The 16,511-nt window shown below is 72.3% G+C and carries 15 protein-coding genes; 12 read left to right on the top strand and 3 right to left on the bottom strand.

Annotated features, from left to right (window positions below; translation table 11 throughout):
• The first annotated feature begins 349 nt into the window (after positions 1 to 349).
• Together ACQF4J_RS12575 and ACQF4J_RS12570 are read left to right on the top strand one after the other, a co-directional pair.
• The gene (locus tag ACQF4J_RS12575; protein ID WP_351563193.1) at positions 350 to 997 is read left to right on the top strand and encodes a ScbR family autoregulator-binding transcription factor; all 648 of its coding nucleotides are present in this window, start codon (positions 350 to 352) and stop codon (positions 995 to 997) included.
• A gap of 22 nt (positions 998 to 1,019) precedes the next feature.
• Complete coding sequence (locus ACQF4J_RS12570) at positions 1,020 to 2,189, top strand: damage-control phosphatase ARMT1 family protein (RefSeq protein ID WP_351563195.1); 1,170 nt, start codon at positions 1,020 to 1,022, stop codon at positions 2,187 to 2,189.
• Positions 2,190 to 2,192: 3 nt separating this feature from the next.
• On the opposite strand, the gene ACQF4J_RS12565 is transcribed toward ACQF4J_RS12570, so the two are convergent.
• Positions 2,193 to 3,455, bottom strand: a complete 1,263-nt coding sequence (locus tag ACQF4J_RS12565) for a cytochrome P450 (protein WP_427165639.1) — start codon at positions 3,453 to 3,455, stop codon at positions 2,193 to 2,195.
• 225 nt (positions 3,456 to 3,680) lie between these two features.
• Here ACQF4J_RS12565 and ACQF4J_RS12560 point away from each other — a divergent pair, with 225 nt between their 5' ends.
• The 6 genes from ACQF4J_RS12560 to phsA all read left to right on the top strand — a co-directional run bounded on the left by ACQF4J_RS12560 (position 3,681) and on the right by phsA (position 11,337).
• Entirely contained in the window at positions 3,681 to 4,637 is a 957-nt protein-coding gene (locus tag ACQF4J_RS12560; RefSeq protein ID WP_351799526.1) for an ABC transporter substrate-binding protein, read from the top strand.
• A complete protein-coding gene (locus ACQF4J_RS12555; protein ID WP_427165638.1) occupies positions 4,634 to 5,449 on the top strand; it encodes an ABC transporter permease in 816 nt (271 codons plus the stop codon). Before ACQF4J_RS12560 ends, ACQF4J_RS12555 begins: the two co-directional genes overlap by 4 nt.
• The gene (locus ACQF4J_RS12550; protein WP_427165637.1) at positions 5,446 to 6,297 is read left to right on the top strand and encodes an ABC transporter permease; all 852 of its coding nucleotides are present in this window, start codon (positions 5,446 to 5,448) and stop codon (positions 6,295 to 6,297) included. The genes ACQF4J_RS12555 and ACQF4J_RS12550 overlap by 4 nt, the downstream gene beginning before the upstream one ends.
• A complete protein-coding gene (locus tag ACQF4J_RS12545) occupies positions 6,294 to 7,046 on the top strand; it encodes an ABC transporter ATP-binding protein (protein WP_351799531.1) in 753 nt (250 codons plus the stop codon). The genes ACQF4J_RS12550 and ACQF4J_RS12545 overlap by 4 nt, the downstream gene beginning before the upstream one ends.
• A gap of 140 nt (positions 7,047 to 7,186) precedes the next feature.
• Positions 7,187 to 9,343, top strand: coding sequence for a germacradienol/geosmin synthase Cyc2 (gene cyc2, locus ACQF4J_RS12540; RefSeq protein WP_427165636.1), 2,157 nt, complete (start codon positions 7,187 to 7,189; stop codon positions 9,341 to 9,343).
• A gap of 119 nt (positions 9,344 to 9,462) precedes the next feature.
• A complete protein-coding gene (gene phsA, locus ACQF4J_RS12535) occupies positions 9,463 to 11,337 on the top strand; it encodes an O-aminophenol oxidase PhsA (RefSeq protein ID WP_427165635.1) in 1,875 nt (624 codons plus the stop codon).
• On the opposite strand, the gene ACQF4J_RS12530 is transcribed toward phsA, so the two are convergent.
• A complete protein-coding gene (locus ACQF4J_RS12530) occupies positions 11,325 to 12,050 on the bottom strand; it encodes a CTP synthase C-terminal region-related (seleno)protein (protein WP_351563206.1) in 726 nt (241 codons plus the stop codon). The genes phsA and ACQF4J_RS12530 overlap by 13 nt on opposite strands.
• A gap of 86 nt (positions 12,051 to 12,136) precedes the next feature.
• Here ACQF4J_RS12530 and ACQF4J_RS12525 point away from each other — a divergent pair, with 86 nt between their 5' ends.
• Positions 12,137 to 13,003: a LysR family transcriptional regulator gene (locus ACQF4J_RS12525; protein ID WP_351799539.1), complete on the top strand. Its 867-nt coding sequence runs from the start codon at positions 12,137 to 12,139 to the stop codon at positions 13,001 to 13,003.
• A 128-nt stretch (positions 13,004 to 13,131) separates the two neighbouring features.
• On the top strand, positions 13,132 to 13,716 hold the full coding sequence (locus ACQF4J_RS12520; RefSeq protein ID WP_427165634.1) for a PDZ domain-containing protein: 585 nt from the start codon (positions 13,132 to 13,134) through the stop codon (positions 13,714 to 13,716).
• On the opposite strand, the gene ACQF4J_RS12515 is transcribed toward ACQF4J_RS12520, so the two are convergent.
• Positions 13,709 to 14,464: a metallophosphoesterase gene (locus ACQF4J_RS12515; protein ID WP_427165633.1), complete on the bottom strand. Its 756-nt coding sequence runs from the start codon at positions 14,462 to 14,464 to the stop codon at positions 13,709 to 13,711. The genes ACQF4J_RS12520 and ACQF4J_RS12515 overlap by 8 nt on opposite strands.
• Before the next feature lie 155 nt (positions 14,465 to 14,619).
• Between ACQF4J_RS12515 and ACQF4J_RS12510 the strand changes: the two genes are divergently transcribed.
• Entirely contained in the window at positions 14,620 to 15,255 is a 636-nt protein-coding gene (locus tag ACQF4J_RS12510) for a LysE family translocator (RefSeq protein WP_427165632.1), read from the top strand.
• Between the two features lie 117 nt (positions 15,256 to 15,372).
• Positions 15,373 to 16,500 (top strand): aminopeptidase P family protein, encoded by a 1,128-nt coding sequence (locus ACQF4J_RS12505; protein ID WP_351563216.1) that lies wholly within the window; start codon positions 15,373 to 15,375, stop codon positions 16,498 to 16,500.
• The last annotated feature ends 11 nt before the right edge of the window (positions 16,501 to 16,511 follow it).

Genomic DNA, 16,511 nt, shown 5'->3' with positions numbered 1-16,511 from the left:
TCGCCCTGTACTTTGGCGGCCGCCTGCGCCGACGCGTCACCCTCCGGGCCGTCATCCGTTTTCGCAGGGCCGAGGCAGGGAATGCCTCAACAGACTCTGGCGGCCCAGCGGTTGCGGAAGCACAGGGTTACACGTGTCGTCGGGAGCCGCCCGAGGCGACGCGGTGGGTCAACTCCCCGGCAGCTAAGGTGAGTCGACGGTCCGGAAAGGGCCCCGTCCGCGCCGTCGCACCGTGAGATATCGTGTACGGGGAGTAAGAAACAAACGGCATGCCCCGTTCTTTCCAGTCCCGGGAGGGTTCAAGTCTTTCCCAGGAGTGTTCGGTTCCGGTCCCAGGAGAGTTCAGTCGATGGCGAGGCAGTTACGCGCCGAGCAGACCCGCGCGACGATCATCACAGCCGCAGCAGAACTGTTCGACCGTCGCGGTTACGAATCGACCAGCCTGAGCGACATCGTCGAGCACGCCCAAGTCACCAAGGGCGCCCTGTACTTCCACTTCGCGGCGAAGGAGGACCTGGCCCACGCCATCATGGAGCTCCAGTCCAGGGCCTCGCGCGAGGTGGCGAAGGAGGTGGAGAGCCGGGGCTACTCGTCCCTGGAGACCCTGATGCGCATCACGTTCGGAATCTCCCGCATGTCCGTCGAGGGGCCGATACAGCGGGCGGGACTCCGTCTCGCGACCGGTCCGGTCGAGGTGCGCCCGCCGCTGGCCCACCCCTTCACCGAATGGCGTGATCTCGCCTCCCGCAAGCTGTACGGCGCCGTCAAGGAGTCCGACATCCACCCGGACATCGACGTCGAGGCCACCGCGCATGCCCTGGTCAGCTGGTTCGTCGGCACCCGGGTCGTGGGCCGCACCCTCGAACCCGTCGCCCGCCAGCCCCGCCGGGTCGCCGAGATGTGGCAGGTCATGATCCGCGGCCTGGTCCCGGTAACCCGCCGCGCCCGCTATCTGAGCCTCGCCGCGCGTCTGGAGCGGGAGCCCGGAACCGTCTGAGCCGCGCGATACGGTGAGCCGCATGCCCCACGCCCCGTCCGCGCCCGTGATCCTCGGCAACGAGCCGGGTTCCTTCCCGCGCGGTGTCCTCGCCGAGCGCCATCCCGCGATCATCCGGCAGGTGCGAGAAGCCTTCCCGTACGGCCCCGCGACGCACCGCGCGCTCGACGCGCTCCTCGACAGCTGCGCCAAGGGTGTGATCGAACCGCTCCCGGCGACCGCGAGTGACCGGCTCCGCTGGGAGTCCTGGGGCCTCGCCGCGTATGCGGGCCGCTCCTGGTACGACGTGCCGTGGCTGTGGTCGGAGAGCTATTTCTACCGCCAACTCCTCGACGCGGTCGGCTACTTCGGGCCGGGCCCCTGGCAGGGCATCGATCCGTTCCGCCCCTTCAAGCTCGCCGAACTCGACGCCCCGGAGACGGACGAGGAACTCGCCGCCCTGGACGGACTGTCCGCGCGGGACACGGGGCCGGCCCTGCTCCACGGCTCCCTCTGGGGCAACCGCGCCGACCTCGGCTTCCGGCTCTCCGACGCGAGTGCCGGCACGGCCGCGGCCGTCCCCGGACTGGTGGCCGACGACAGCGACACCCTGTGGTCCCTGCTCCCGCCCTCCGGCACCGGCACGCTGTTCCTGATCGCCGACAACGCGGGCCGCGAACTCGTCCCCGACCTTCTGCTGGTCGCCCACCTCCTCGACGCCGGACGCGTGGAGCGGGCGGTGCTGCACGTGAAGCCCCATCCCTACTACGTCTCCGACGCCACCCCGACGGACGTCCTCGACGCGGTCCGGCGGCTGGCCGACGCGCCGGGTGCGGCGGCCGGGTACGGCCGTACGCTCTGGTCGGCGATGACCGACGGCCGTCTCACCGTCCGCGCCCACCCCTTCTCCTGCGCTCCGCTGCCGTACGCGGACATGCCGGACGATCTGCGTGAGGAACTCGCCGGTGGCGCGCTGACCGTGGTCAAGGGCGACCTCAACTACCGCCGTCTGGTGGGCGATCGCCGGTGGCCCCCGACGACCCCGTTCGCCGAGGTCACCGCGCATTTCCCGGGTCCGGTGGCCGCGCTGCGCACACTGAAGTCCGACGTGATCACCGGCCTGGACGCGGACACGGAGGCCGCACTGGTGGCGGCGGAGGGGCAGCGGTGGCGGACCAGCGGGACGCACGCCCTGGTCCAGGTGCGCGCATAGGGGTCAAGTCAGCCTCACCGGCAGCGACTTGATGCCGTTGATGAAGTTGGAGGTCAGCCGCCGGGCCGGTCCCGCCCGTCGCAGGACCGGAAGCTCCCGCAGGACCTCCTCGTACAGCACCCGCAGCTGCAGACGGGCGAAGTGCGCCCCGAGGCAGACGTGCGGGCCGTCACCGAAGGAGACGTGCGGGTTCGGCGTGCGGGCCAGGTCGAGAACGTCCGGGGAGCTGAAGACCCGTTCGTCGCGGTTGGCGGAGGCATGGAAGACGACCACCTTGTCACCGGCGCGGATGTGCCGGCCGGCCAGCTCCGTGTCCTGGGCGGCGGTGCGGCGGAAGGTGAGCACGGGTGGATGCCATCGCAGCAACTCATCGACCGCACAGCTGAGTTCGAACGTGCCGGCGCGGAGTCCCTCGTACGCCACCGGGTGTTCGGCCAGAGCCAGCAGTCCGCCCGGTGCCGCGCTGCGGACCGTGTCGTTGCCCGCGACGGTGAGCAGGAAGAAGAACATCTCCAGCTCCGCGTCGGCCAGTTCGGGGTCGTGGGCGAGGGTGGTCAGCACGTCGTCCGCGGGGTGGCGGCGCTTGTGCGCGGCCAGCCGCTGCGCGTAGTCGAACATGTCCCGCAGAGCCGCGGGGGAGCGCGGGTTCACCGGCCTGCCCGCCGCGTCCAGCAGGGGCGGGCCCGCCTCGTCCGGGTCCTGGTAGCCGATGATCCGCTGAGTCCAGTGCAGCAGCAGTCCGCGATCGGCGGCCGGGACGCCGAGCAGGTCGGCGAGGTTGAGGAGGGCGTACTCGTCGGTCACGGCGGTGACGAGATCGACCGTGCCGTCGGCCGCGCGGGCCGTGCGCACTGCCTCGGTGAGCAGGGTGCGGGCCCGTTCCCGGGCGACGGCCGTGAAGCGGTCGACCCGGCCGGGGGTGAAGGCGCGGCTCACCAGGCGCCTCAGTCTGCCGTGTCCCGGCGGGTCCTGGTTGAGCATCATGCGCCGGATGAAGGGCAGGTCGTCGGGATCGGGGTCGCGGATCTGCGTCGCCCCCACGTACGAGGAGTACGTCGCCGCGTCCTTCAGTACCCGCACCACGTCCGAGTGCCGGGTCACCGCCCAGAATCCGGGCCCGGCCGGCCAGCCCAGCACCTCCGGCTCCGCCTGCCACGCCACGGGGTGGTGATCGCGCAGGACGCGGTAGGCGTCGTACGGCACGTCGGCGGCGTACTGCCGGGGATCGAAGACGTCCGGAACGGGCGGAGCCTCTGGTGCGGTCATGGGACCACGGTGACGTGACGGCCGAGGGGCGGCAAGGCGGCGAAACCGCCGGTCCGCCCGGCGCGGCGGGCGGATGAGGGTGGGGAACACTTCCATGCTCGTCGAAGAGCCCCGGTTCCCTCGCCCTGTCTGTGGTGATCATGACAAAACCTTGATAGGCATGCACGCATGGCGTTGCAACGATTGCGGGTGGGAAGCCGTGTTCGAGCGGGGCGTCGATCCGGGGTGGCGGGAGCCGGGAGACCGGCGGCCGCCCTGGCCGCTCTGGCCCTGCTCCTCGCGGGCTGCGGCGACAGCGGGGGCTCCGGCTCCACCGACAGCGGTGGACTGAGCGAAATCACGGTCGCCGCACTGCCGTTGACCGACTCGGCCGCTCTCTACCTGGCCCGGGACCGCGGGCTGTTCAGGAAAGAGGGCCTGAGCGTCCGGATCCAGCCCGTCCAGCAGAGCATCCAGGCGCTGCCGGCCCTGTCCAAGGGGCAGGTCGACGTGATCGCGAGCGCGAACTACGTGACATTCCTGCAGGCCGACGAGAAGGGCACCCTCGACCTGCGCATCCTCGCCGAGGGCGTTCGTACGGCGCCGCACATGATGGACGTGCTCGTGCCCCAGGACTCCGGCATCAAGAGCATCGCCGACCTCGCGGGCAAGAAGGTCGCCGTCAACATCCTCAACAACATCCAGTCCCTCACCCTCAACGCCATCCTCGACCGGCAGGGCGTCGGCCGGCCCGTGTACCGGCAGATCGCCTTCCCGCAGATGGGGCCGGCCCTGGAGCGGAACCAGGTCGACGCCGTCCATGCCGTGGAGCCCTTCGACAGCGCGATCCAGGGGCAGCTGAAGGCGAAGGTGCTGCTGGACGGGGCGACGGCACCGGCAGGGGCGCTGCCCATCAGCGGCTACGTCACCACACGGACGTTCGCCACCGGTCATGCCAAGGCCGCGGCCGCGTTCCGGCGGGCCATCGAGGCCGCCTCGAAGATCGCCTCCACCGACCCGGCCGCGGTACGCGCCGAACTCCCCAAGTACACCAAGGTGACTGCGGAGCAGGCCACGACCATCCGCCTGCCGTCCTACCCCACGACCGCGGACCCGGCCCAGCTGCGCCGGCTCACCGAACTCATGAAGAAACAGGGGTTGTTGACCAAGGACATCGATCCGGCCACGCTGTTGGTGAAGTGACCGAGGTGAACGGGCGGGTGGGACGGCGTCGGGAGCCGTGGCTGGGGCTGGTCGGTGCGCTGATCGCCTTCGGGATCTGCGAGGCCGTCGGGCGAGCCGGCCTCGTGCGGCGGAGCTACCTCCCGCCCGCCTCCGAAGTCCTCGCCCGTGCGGTCGAGTTGGCGGGCGACCGAGCCTTTCTGAACGGCGTCGGCGCCACCCTGCGCGCCTGGGCGCTCGGGCTCGGTCTCGCCGTCGCGATCGCCGTACCGCTCGGGCTGCTGCTCGGCAGCCTGCCGGTCGTCGACTCCGCCGTACGCGTGATCGTCGAGTTCCTGCGGCCGTTGCCGTCCGTCGCGCTGATCCCCCTGGTGTCCCTGCTGCTGGGCACCGGCACCGAGACCGAGGTCGCCCTGATCGCGTACGCCTCCGTCTGGCCGGTCCTGTTCAACACGATCTACGGCCTCGGGGAGACCGACCCGCTCGCCAAGGACACCCTGCGCGCCTTCGGGTTCGGCCCGCTCTCGGTCCTGCTGCGCGTCGAACTCCCCGCCACGGCGCCCTTCATCGCCGCCGGCGTCCGTATCTCCGCGGCCGTCGCCCTCATCCTCGCCGTCGCCACCGAACTCCTCTCCGGCTTCGGCGAGGGCCTCGGCATCTTCATCGCCCAGGCCGGACTGGCCACCGACGGAACGCGCGACGTCCTCGCGGGCGTGGTCTGGGCCGGCACCCTGGGGCTCGCCGTCAACGGCGTGCTGGTGTGGGGCGAACACCGTCTGTTCCCCTGGACACCGGAGCGACGGGGGACGACCCGCCGGGAGGTGGGGGCGTGACAGGGGGGAAGGGGCGGGGCGCGGGGCGCACGTCCCCCACGTCCCGCTCCGCCGCTTCCTCCCCCGCAACCCACCGCGCCCTCCTCCTCCGGCTCCTGGTCCTCCTCCTCGCCCTCGCCGTCTGGCAGTCGGCCGCGCGAGCCCGCGGCAGCGTCTACTTCCCGCCCCCGAGCCGTATCGCGCGCCGCGCCCACGACCTGTGGTTCTCCGGGCCCGTCCGGCACCTCTTCCTCACCGACGCGGCCGTGGGGAACGTCCTGCCGAGCCTGGGACGGATGGCGGCCGGATTCGGGATCGCCGCCGCCTGCGGGATCGGCCTCGGCGTGGCGGTCGGGCGGTCCCGGCGGGCGTACGCGCTGTGCAACCCGGTGCTGCAGTTCGCCCGCGCCGTGCCACCGCCGGCCCTGGTGCCCGTCTTCGTCGTGGTCCTGGACTTCGGCACCCCGATGCAGATCACGGCGATCGCCTTCAGCGCCGTATGGCCGGTGCTGATCAACACGGCGGAAGGCGTGCGCGGCACCGACCCGCTCCGGCTGGACGTCGCCGCCGTGCTCCGCCTCGACCCCGTCGAACGGCTCCGCTTCCTGCTCCTGCCGTCGGCCCTGCCCCACATCTTCGCCGGTCTCCGCCTCAGCCTCTCCCTCTCGCTGATCCTCATGGTCTTCTCCGAACTCCTGCCCGGCACGGCCGACGGCATCGGCTTCACCCTCACCGACGCCCAGTCCCGCTCCGACCTCCTCACCGTCTGGGCGGCCCTGCTTCTGCTCGGCGTCCTCGGCTACGTCCTCAACGCTGTCCTGCTGGCCGTCGAGCGGCGGCTGCTCGGACGGGGAAGGACGACGGAATGACCCTCCGCCTCGACGCCCTCGGCCAGCGCTACGGCGACCACCCCGTCCTGCGCGACGTCACCCTCACCGTCCCCGACGGCCAACTCCTGTGCGTCGTCGGTCCGTCGGGATGCGGCAAGTCCACGCTCCTGCGCACCGTCGCGGGGCTGCGGCCCGCGCACGAGGGCACGGTCACCCTCGACGGCACCCCCGTCACCGGTGTACCCGACCATCTCGCCGTCGTCTTCCAGGACTACGGCCGCTCGCTCTTCCCCTGGCTCACCGTCCGCGACAACGTCGCCCTGCCGCTGCGCCGCCGCGGACTGGCGCGTGCCGAGCGGCGTGCCGAGGCCGAGCGCATCCTGGAACGCGTCGGCCTCGACGGCGCCGCCCGCCGGCACCCCTGGCAGCTGTCCGGCGGCATGCAGCAGCGCGTCGCCATCGCCCGCGCCCTGGTCTGCCGCCCCTCGCTGCTGCTCATGGACGAACCCTTCGGCTCCCTGGACGCCCAGACCCGCGAGGACCTCGAGGACCTCCTGCTGGAAGTGCACCGCACCGAGAACACCACCATCCTCCTCGTCACCCACGACATCGACGAGAGCGTCTACGTCGGCGACCGCGTCGTCGTCCTGTCCCCGGGCCCCGGCGCCCGCGTCGTCCTCGACCTCCCCGTCGAACTCCCCGGCAAGCGCGACCAGATCGGCACCCGCGGCCTGCCCGAGTTCGTCGAGCTCAGGGCGCGGGTGGGACGGGCCGTGCGGGGCGCCTGAGAGCACGCCGACCGGACGCGTTCGAAGGCTGAACGCCCCAAGGGCCCGCGACAGCTCCCGGATCCGCCCCGGTTCACGCGATGGTGTGATCATGTCCCGCCCCGTGGATGCCGCCGCGGGGCCACGGGTAGGGCCCGGCCATGACGCAGCAGCCCTTCGAACTCCCGCACTTCTACATGCCGTATCCCGCGCGGCTGAACCCGCACGTCGACGAGGCGCGCGCCCACTCGGGCGAGTGGGCGCGCGAGATGGGCATGCTGGAGGGGTCCGGGATCTGGGAGCAGTCGGACCTCGACGCGCACGACTACGGACTGCTCTGCGCCTACACCCACCCCGACTGCGACGGCCCCGCGCTGTCGCTGATCACCGACTGGTACGTGTGGGTCTTCTTCTTCGACGACCACTTCCTGGAGACCTTCAAACGCACCCAGGACCGGGCCGGCGGCAAGGCCTACCTGGACCGGCTCCCGCTCTTCATGCCACTCGACCTCGCGGCCGCCGTACCCGAGCCGAGCAACCCGGTCGAGGCCGGGCTCGCCGACCTGTGGGCGCGCACGGTTCCGTCGATGTCCGTCGACTGGCGCCGCCGCTTCGCCGTGGCCACCGAGCACCTGCTCAACGAGTCCCTGTGGGAACTGTCCAACATCAACGAGGGGCGGATCGCCAACCCCGTCGAGTACATCGAGATGCGCCGCAAGGTGGGCGGCGCGCCCTGGTCGGCGGGGCTGGTGGAGTACGCGACGGCCGAAGTACCCTCGTCCGTCGCCGGATCGAGGCCGCTCAGGGTGCTGATGGAGACGTTCTCCGACGCCGTCCACTTGCGCAACGACCTGTTCTCCTACCAGCGCGAGGTCGAGGACGAGGGCGAGAACAGCAACGGCGTCCTCGTCCTGGAGACCTTCTTCGGCTGCACCACCCAGGAAGCCGCCGACACCGTCAACGACGTGCTGACCTCACGCCTCCACCAGTTCGAGCACACCGCGCTCACCGAGGTGCCCGCGCTCGCCCTGGACCGGGGCCTGACCGCCGCCGAGGTCGCGGCCGTCGCCAAGTACGCGCGGGGCCTGCAGGACTGGCAGTCCGGCGGCCACGAGTGGCACATGCGCTCCAGCCGCTACATGAACGCCCGCGCGCGGGCCACCAGCCCCTGGCACGGACCGACGGGACCCGGCACCTCCGCGGCCGACGTCGGCGCCCTGCTCGCGTCGGCCGGCGCCGAGCGGCTGCGCGCGTACACGCACGTGCCGTACCAGAAGGTCGGCCCCTCGCTGCTGCCCGACTTCCACATGCCCTTCCAGGTGGAGCTGAGCCCCCACCTGGAGGGCGCGCGCACGCGTCTCGCGGCCTGGGCGCACACCATGGGCATCCTCCACGAGGGCGTCTGGGACGAGGACAAGCTGGCCGCCTACGACCTGCCGCTCTGCTCGGCCGGCCTCGACCCCGACGCGACACCCGAAGCCCTCGACCTCAGCGCCCAGTGGCTCGCCTGGGGCACTTACGGGGACGACTACTACCCGCTCGTCTTCGGCCACCGCCGCGACCTGGCCGCCGCGCGCCTCACCACACGGCGCCTGTCGGAGTGCATGCCCCTGGACGGCGAGCCGACCCTCGTCCCGGTCAACGCCATGGAACGCGGCCTGGCCGACCTGTGGGCGCGTACGACGGCGCCGATGACCCCCGACCAGCGACGCACCCTCAGGGACTCGGTGGACGTGATGACCGAGAGCTGGGTGTGGGAGCTGTCGAACCAGCTGCAGAACCGCATCCCCGACCCGGTCGACTACCTGGAGATGCGCCGCGCCACCTTCGGCGCGGACCTGACCATGAGCCTGTGCCGCATGGGGCACGGCCCCGCCGTCCCGCCCGAGATCTACCGCAGCGGTCCGGTCCGCTCCCTGGAGAACGCCGCCGTCGACTACGCCTGCCTGGTCAACGACGTCTTCTCGTACCAGAAGGAGATCGAGTACGAGGGCGAGATCCACAACGCGATCCTGGTGGTCCAGAACTTCTTCGGTGTCGACTACCCGACCGCCCTGCGCGTCGTCCACGACCTGATGACCCGGCGCATGGAACAGTTCGAGTACGTGGCGGCGAACGAACTCCCCGTCGCCTACGACGACTTCGCCCTCTCCGACGAGGCACGGGAGATCATGCGGGGCTATGTGACGGACCTGCGGAACTGGCTTTCGGGCATCCTCAACTGGCACCGCGAGGTCGACCGTTACAAGCCCCACTACCTGGCCCGCCGCTCCCACGGCTTCCTGCCGGACATGCCGCCCGCCGTACCCGTTCACTGAAGCACCGAGAGTTTTCCGCCATTTCGTGCGGAATGCGGCATTCCGGGAACTTCGCCGAGGCGCCACGAGTCCAGTGAGGTGAGAGGACAAGACCACAGAACACACGGGGGTGTTCGACCTTGACCGACATCATCGAGAGGATCACCGGCGACGGCACGGGGGAAGCGGCGCCGGCTCCGGACGAACTGGTGCCGTACGTCACGCCGTTGCCGGTCCCGCCCGTCCTGCGGCCCGGCACCGGTGACGTGCTGCGCGAGACCGAGATCGCGGTGCGTCCCACCTGGGTCCGCCTGCACCCGCAGCTTCCGCCGACCCTGATGTGGGGCTACGACGGACACGTGCCGGGGCCGACCATCGAGGTCCGGCGCGGGCAGCGCGTGCGCATCGCCTGGACCAACCGGGTTCCCAAGGGCAGCGAGTACCCGGTCACCTCGGTGGAGGTGCCCGCCCGCGCGCCGGGCACCCCGCCGCCCAGCACCGAGCCGGGCCGCGAGGGAGCCGAGCCGAACAAGGACGTCGCCGCCCTGCCCGCGTGGACGGTGACGCACCTGCACGGGGCGCAGACGGGCGGCGGCAACGACGGCTGGGCGGACAACGCCGTCGGATTCGGCGACGCCCAGCTCTCGGAGTACCCGAACGACCACCAGGCGGTGCAGTGGTGGTACCACGACCACGCCATGAACATCACCCGGTGGAACGTGCACACGGGCCTGTACGGCACCTACCTCGTCCGTGACGACGAGGAGGACGCCCTGCAACTCCCCTCCGGAGTGCGGGAGATACCGCTGCTGCTCGCCGACCGCAACCTCGACACCGACGAGGACGGCCGGCTCAACGGCCGGCTGCTGCACAAGACGGTGATCGTCCAGCAGCAGAACCCGGAGACGGGCAAGCCGGTCTCCATCCCGTTCACCGGCCCGTACACGACGGTCAACGGCCGCATCTGGCCGTACGCCGAGGTGGACGCCGCCTGGTACCGCTTCCGGCTGGTCAACGCCTCCAACGCGCGCATCTACCAGCTCGCCCTGGTCGACGAGGACGGCGACCCGGTGCCGGGCGTCGTCCATCAGATCGGCAGTGACGGCGGACTGCTGCCCCGCCCGGTGCCGGTCGACTTCGACGGCGCGCTGCCGACGCTGACCGTGGCGCCGGCCGAGCGGTTCGACCTGCTGGTCGACTTCCGCGGCCTCGCCGGCAGGAGGCTGCGGCTGGTCAACAAGGGACGCAACCAGCCGCCGGGCGTGCCCGACCCGGCGGGTGACGTGCGCAACCCGGCGGTGATGGAGTTCCGCGTGGGCGAGGACGGCTGCCTGGACGCCTTCGAACTGCCCGAGGTGCTCTCCGGTTCCTTCCGCCGCCTCACGCACGACCTCCCGCACGGCCACCGCCTGGTCGTGCTGACCGTGCCCGGCACCAAGGGCTCTGGCGGGCACCCGGAGATCTGGGAGATGACCGAGGTCGACGACCCCGGCGACATCCGGATCCCCTCGGACGGCGTCATCCAGCTCACCGGCGCCGACGGCACGACGAAGACGTACCGGCGCACCTCCCGGACGTTCAACGACGGCCTCGGCTTCACCATCGCCGAGGGCTCCTACGAGCAGTGGAGCTTCCTCAACCTCGCGCCGATCGTCCACCCGATGCACATCCACCTGGCCGACTTCCAGCTGATGGGCCGCGACGCCTACGACGTCTCGGGCTTCGACCCGGCGGTGGGCGGCACGCGCGCGCCCATCGCCTTCGACCCGTCGGTGCCGATCCCGCTGGCGCCCAACGAACTCGGCCACAAGGACGTGTTCCGGGTGCCGGGCGGTCAGATCCTGCGCGTCATGGGGAGGTTCGACGGCGCGTACGGCCGGTTCATGTACCACTGCCACCTCCTCGAACACGAGGACATGGGCATGATGCGGCCCTTCGTCGTCATGCCCGAGGAGGCGATGAGGTTCGACCACGGCGGGGCGCACGGCGGCCACGGCGAGGGTCACACGGGCTGACGCTCCGCGTGCTCCACGGCGGCTCGCGCCAGCGCCCGGACCATCGGGTGCGGGCGCGAGCCGTCGCCCGCCAGCTCCGGCTGGAACAGCGAGGCGAGGAAGAAGGGGTGACCGGGGAGCTCGGCAACACGGACATGACCGTCACCGTCGTGACCCGAGAAGCGGATGCCGTGCGCGCGCAGGGTGTCGAGATGGTGTGAGGGGCCGTAGGCGCAGAAGTAGCGCTCGACGGTCCGCTCCGAGCCGATCACCGACTGGGCGAGCGATCCCGGCTCGAGCACGACCACGCCCTCGTGGTCCACCAGCGAGCAGGCCAGCGGTTCGATGAGGGGGTCCTCGGTGCCGGGGTCGTTCTCCGCGTGCCCCGCGCGCGTCAGCCCGCACACGTTCCGGGCGAACTCCAGCAGCGCGTGCTGGAAACCGCCGCACGTTCCCAGGAAGGGGATGCCCTCCACGCGCGCGGTGCGGATCGCGTCGATGACGCCGGCCTCGCTGCGGTAGGGGCTGCCGGGCACCACCCACACGGCGTCGAAACCGCGCACGGCGTCCTCGTGCCCGGCGTCCTCGGACGGGATCCAGTAGGCGTCGAGGACGAGCCGGTCGCGCTCGGCCAGCGCGTCCAGCAGGAGCGGGATGCGGGTGTGCGCCACGACATCGGGGGAGCGGTCGCCGACCAGGGCGACCCGGGCGGTCCGGGCTGCGGTGTTCGTCATGACCTCATCGTGGATGCGGCCGCCCCATCGCGTCCAACGATGATTTCTGCACCCTCGATAAGCAGATCTGATGAGAGCCTGTATGCATGGACCCGCACCTCCTGCGCACCTATGTCACCGTCGCCCGTCTCGCCTCCTTCTCCGAGGCCGCCCGCGAGCTCGGCTACACCCAGTCGGCGGTGTCCCAGCACATCGCCGCCCTCGAACAGGACCTCGGCGCCGCCCTGCTGACCCGCCGCCCGGTCGCCCCCACCGCGGCCGGCGAGCGGCTCCTCGAGCACGCGGGCCCGCTGCTGCTGCGCCTCGACGCGGCACGGGCCGACGTCGTACGGATGGCCTCCGCGCCGGAGCACGGCCTGACGCTCGCGGCGGCACCCACCGCGCTCCTCCAGCGAGCCGTCTCCGCACTCCCGGCGGCCGGTGTGACCCTGCGCGTGCTGCCCCGCGACGACGTGCCGGTGGCCGTCGCCACCGGTACGGCGGACCTCGGCCTGGTCGACGGCCTGGCCGCCCCCAGCGACCCGCTGCGGCTGCCGGACGTGGCCCCGCTGACCGCGTACGGCGTCGCGGAGGAGCCCGTCCGTGTCCTCCTGCCCGCCGCCCACCCGCTGGCCGGCCGCCCCGGCCTGCGCCTCGGCGACCTCGCCGACGCCCGCTGGCTGGACGCTCCCGACGCGGCCCTGCCCCTGTCCCAGCTCCGCGCGGCGAACGGCGGCCACGGCTTCCGCACCGCCCTGCGCTACGAAGGCACCGACGTGCGCACCCTCACCGCGCTGGCCGCCGCGGGTCGCGGCCTGACGCTGCTCCCCGCGGCGGCGGCCGCCGACGTACCGGGCACGGTGGCGATCCCCCTCATCCACCCACGCCTCATCCACCGAACCGAACTCCTGCACACCACCCCCCTCCCCGGCCCGGCCGCAACCCTGGCCGAAGCCCTGGCCGCCCGCCCCTGACCTCGCGTCGGCTGGCGCCCCGGGCCCGTCCTGCGCCCTGGGGGCGGTTCCGTCCGGCGGACAGTCTCACTCGTTCGTGGCTCGTTGTGCGCCGGGGCGCGGGGTAGGGCTCATGCCGGAGGCGAGACATGGAACAGACTGCGTTGCGTCCCAAGCCGATGCCAGGCCAGGACCCCGGCGGTGGCGCCGCGTCCGGGGCGCCCGTGCGCCGGCCGCACGTCGCGCGACGGAGGGCCCGGCGGCTCAGGACCGCGCTGTTCGCGCTGTTCACCGGAACCCTCCTGGTGCTGTCCGGAGTCGGTCTCGGCACCGCCGGAGTCACGGCGGTCGGCATGCGCGGCCTCGCCGACCTGCAACGCCAGGTACGCACCCCGGGCGCCCCGGCGGGCGCGGCCCACTCCGCCCCCTCGCCACCACCGACGCCGGCGATGGCGTCCCCGGCGCCCGCCGCGGCGACCCTCGGTCTGGAGGCCGTCGACGCCGAGAAGACCGGCGCCCTGGTCGTCGGCGTCCACGTCCCCGGTCCCGGTTACACGGCCGGCCTGGTCCGCGGCGACGTCGTCCTCGCCCTCGACCGGACCCGAGTCGGCTCGGCGGCCGACCTCGCCCGCGCCGTGGCCCACGCCCGCCCCGGTGCCCGGGTGATCCTGACGATCCGTCACCGAAGCGGTGGCTACCAGCAGTTGACGGCCGTACCCGGCGTCGTCACGTGACCACCCGGAAGTGCGTGGTCAGGCGCCCGGTGTCGGCCAGCACGTGAAAGGCGAGTCCGACCGGGGCGTCGCGGTCGGCCACCCCCTCGCCCTCCCACGGCAGCCGCAGCGTCCACGTCACTGCGGGGCCGACGACCAGCGGCCGCCCGGCGAAGACACTCGCGGCGCCCGTGTGCGCGTGACCGGTGATCAGCCCCGCGATCTCCGGCCGCCGCTCCAGCAGCGCGGCCAGCGGGCCCGGCTCGGCCAGTCGGCCGGCGTCGGGCAGGGGGTGGCGCAGGGCGGCCGGCGGGTGGTGGAAGGCGAGCAGCACCGGCACACTCCCGTCGAGGTCCTCCAGGGTCGTCTCGATCCAGTCGTACGTCTCCTCGTCCAGCGCCCCCTCGTCCCGCCCCGGGATGCTGGAGTCGCACATCAGCACCGCGCCGTCGTCGAAGACGTGCGCGCTGTTGACGGGCCCGTCCGCCGCCGGACGCCCCAGCAGGGCCTTGCGGTACGGCGCCCGGACGTCGTGGTTGCCGGGGCAGGTCAGCACCGGGAACGGCGCCCCTGCGTCGCGCAGCCCCAGGATGCGGGCCGCCTCCTCGTACTCCGCCTCCGTCCCGTGGTCGGCGATGTCCCCGGTCACCAGCAGCGCGTCCACCCGCCCCGGCAGCCCCCACAGCCGGTCCCGCACCCGCTCGGCGCGCTCCGTCGCCCGCGGGCTTCCGTCGAGATGCAGATCGCTGATGTGTGCGAGTACGAGCACGGTCCCATGCCTCCCGAGAGTTGCCGGGACGGCCAAGACCCGGCTAATGGCTTGGTGGCATCTAAGCATTAGTTGCTAATGGTTGCCGAGCTGTTTGGCGTTACGCGCGGGAAAGCGGTGGTCCCGGCCCGTGACCCGGGGCCACGATGGCCCTCATGCTGAGCACCCTCCTCGCCTTCCTCGGCGCGTGCACGCTCATCGCCGCCTCGCCCGGACCCAGCACGGTGCTGATCGTCAAACAGTCGCTGCGCAGCCGGCGCTCGGGCTTCCTGACCGTCCTCGGCAACGAGACCGGCGTGTTCACCTGGGGCGTCGTCGCCGCCTCCGGCCTGACCGCGCTGCTCGCGGCCTCCGAGGTGGCGTACGACGTGATGCGCTTCGTCGGCGCGCTCGTCCTGGTCGTCTTCGGCGTCCAGGCACTGCGGCGCGCCCGCCGCACCGGGGACGGCGAGGACGCCGAGGAGGCCGAGGGCCTTCGGGAGGGCCGCGGCAGGACCGGCTGGGCCGCCTACCGCGGCGGACTGCTGCTCAACCTCGCCAACCCCAAGGCCGCCGTCTTCGCCATGTCCTTCCTGCCGCAGTTCGTGCCGAAGGGCGCCCCGCACCTGCCCGCCATGGTCGGCCTCGCCGCACTCTGGGCCGTCTACGAGGTCGGCTACTACGGCCTGTACGTGTGGTTCGTGGGCCGTCTGCGCACGGTGCTGTCCCGTGCCGGGGCACGCAGGCGCCTGGAGCAGGTCTCCGGAGGCGTGCTGCTGCTCCTCGGCGTCCGGCTCGCCCTGGAGGGCTGACGCCGTGAGCGACGAGGCGGGCGAAAGATCCGCAGACCGGTCGCGCCGCCCCCGGTGTGCGGGCAGGATGCTGCCCGTAGTCCCTTGTGGTCCCTTCACCCGACCAGGGAGGCCCGGATGACCGGCAGCACGCTCGCGCCCTTCACCGCCGACGACTACCGGGCCCGCATGGACCGCGCCGCGCGGGCGGCGGCCGACGCGGGGCTCGCCGGGCTCCTCGTGGCCCCCGGACCGGACCTGGTGTGGCTGACCGGCTACGCGCCCCCCGCGGCCACCGAACGGCTCACCCTCCTGGTCCTGGCCCCCGGACGCGCCCCCGTCCTGGTCGTCCCCACCCTGGAGGCCCCGGACGCGGCGAAGGCGGCCGGCGCCTCGGCCCTGAGCCTGCGGGACTGGACCGACGGCAAGGACCCCTACGCCGCCACCGCCGCCCTCCTCGACGTCGACGGGCGCTTCGGCATCAGCGACAACGCCTGGGCGATGCACCTGCTCGGTCTGCAGCGGGCGCTGCCCGGCACCACGTACGCCTCGCTCACCGAGGCACTGCCGATGCTGCGGGCCGTCAAGGACGAGACGGAACTGCACCTGATGGCAGCCGCGGGCGCGGCTGCCGACGCAACCTTCGAGGAGATCCGGAAGGTTCCCTTCGCCGGCCGCAGGGAGTCCGAGGTCGGTGCCGATCTCGCCGAGCTGCTGCGGCGGTTCGGCCACTCCCAGGTCGACTTCACCATCGTCGCCTCGGGGCCGAACGGCGCCAATCCGCACCACGAGGTCGGCGACCGCGTCATCGAGCGCGGCGACATGGTCGTCCTCGACTTCGGCGGCCTGAAGGACGGGTACGGCTCCGACACCTCCCGCACCGTGCACGTCGGCGAGCCCACCGACGAGGAACGCCGGGTGCACGACCTGGTGCGCGAGGCCCAGGAGGCCGGCTTCCGGGCGGTCCGGCCCGGGGCCGCCTGCCAGGAGGTCGACCGGGCCGCCCGTGCGGTCATCGAGGGCGCCGGGTACGGCGAGTACTTCATCCACCGCACCGGGCACGGCATCGGCGTCACCACGCACGAGCCGCCGTACATGATCGAGGGCGAACTGCAGCCCCTCGTGCCCGGCATGTGCTTCTCGGTGGAACCGGGTGTCTATCTGCCCGGCCGCTTCGGCGTGCGCATCGAGGACATCGTGACGGTCACCGCGGACGGCGGCCGCCGTCTCAACGACACCGACCGCGAGATGGTCATAGTGGACTGAGCGATCCATGA

The sequence above is a fragment of the Streptomyces sp. C1-1 genome (genome assembly GCF_050214755.1).
Classification (GTDB): Bacteria; Actinomycetota; Actinomycetes; order Streptomycetales; family Streptomycetaceae; genus Streptomyces.
Note: the sequence above shows the minus strand (reverse complement) of the source record. Positions and strands in the feature narration are given on the sequence as shown.

Coding starts and splice junctions, on each gene's coding strand:
- ACQF4J_RS12505 (WP_351563216.1), top strand. CDS start 15,373: ATGACCGGCAGCACGCTCGCGCCCTTCACCGCCGACGACTACCGGGCC.
- ACQF4J_RS12570 (WP_351563195.1), top strand. CDS start 1,020: ATGCCCCACGCCCCGTCCGCGCCCGTGATCCTCGGCAACGAGCCGGGT.
- ACQF4J_RS12575 (WP_351563193.1), top strand. CDS start 350: ATGGCGAGGCAGTTACGCGCCGAGCAGACCCGCGCGACGATCATCACA.
- cyc2 (WP_427165636.1), top strand. CDS start 7,187: ATGACGCAGCAGCCCTTCGAACTCCCGCACTTCTACATGCCGTATCCC.
- ACQF4J_RS12565 (WP_427165639.1), bottom strand. CDS start 3,455: ATGACCGCACCAGAGGCTCCGCCCGTTCCGGACGTCTTCGATCCCCGG.
- ACQF4J_RS12520 (WP_427165634.1), top strand. CDS start 13,132: ATGGAACAGACTGCGTTGCGTCCCAAGCCGATGCCAGGCCAGGACCCC.
- ACQF4J_RS12530 (WP_351563206.1), bottom strand. CDS start 12,050: ATGACGAACACCGCAGCCCGGACCGCCCGGGTCGCCCTGGTCGGCGAC.
- ACQF4J_RS12525 (WP_351799539.1), top strand. CDS start 12,137: ATGGACCCGCACCTCCTGCGCACCTATGTCACCGTCGCCCGTCTCGCC.
- ACQF4J_RS12510 (WP_427165632.1), top strand. CDS start 14,620: ATGCTGAGCACCCTCCTCGCCTTCCTCGGCGCGTGCACGCTCATCGCC.
- ACQF4J_RS12545 (WP_351799531.1), top strand. CDS start 6,294: ATGACCCTCCGCCTCGACGCCCTCGGCCAGCGCTACGGCGACCACCCC.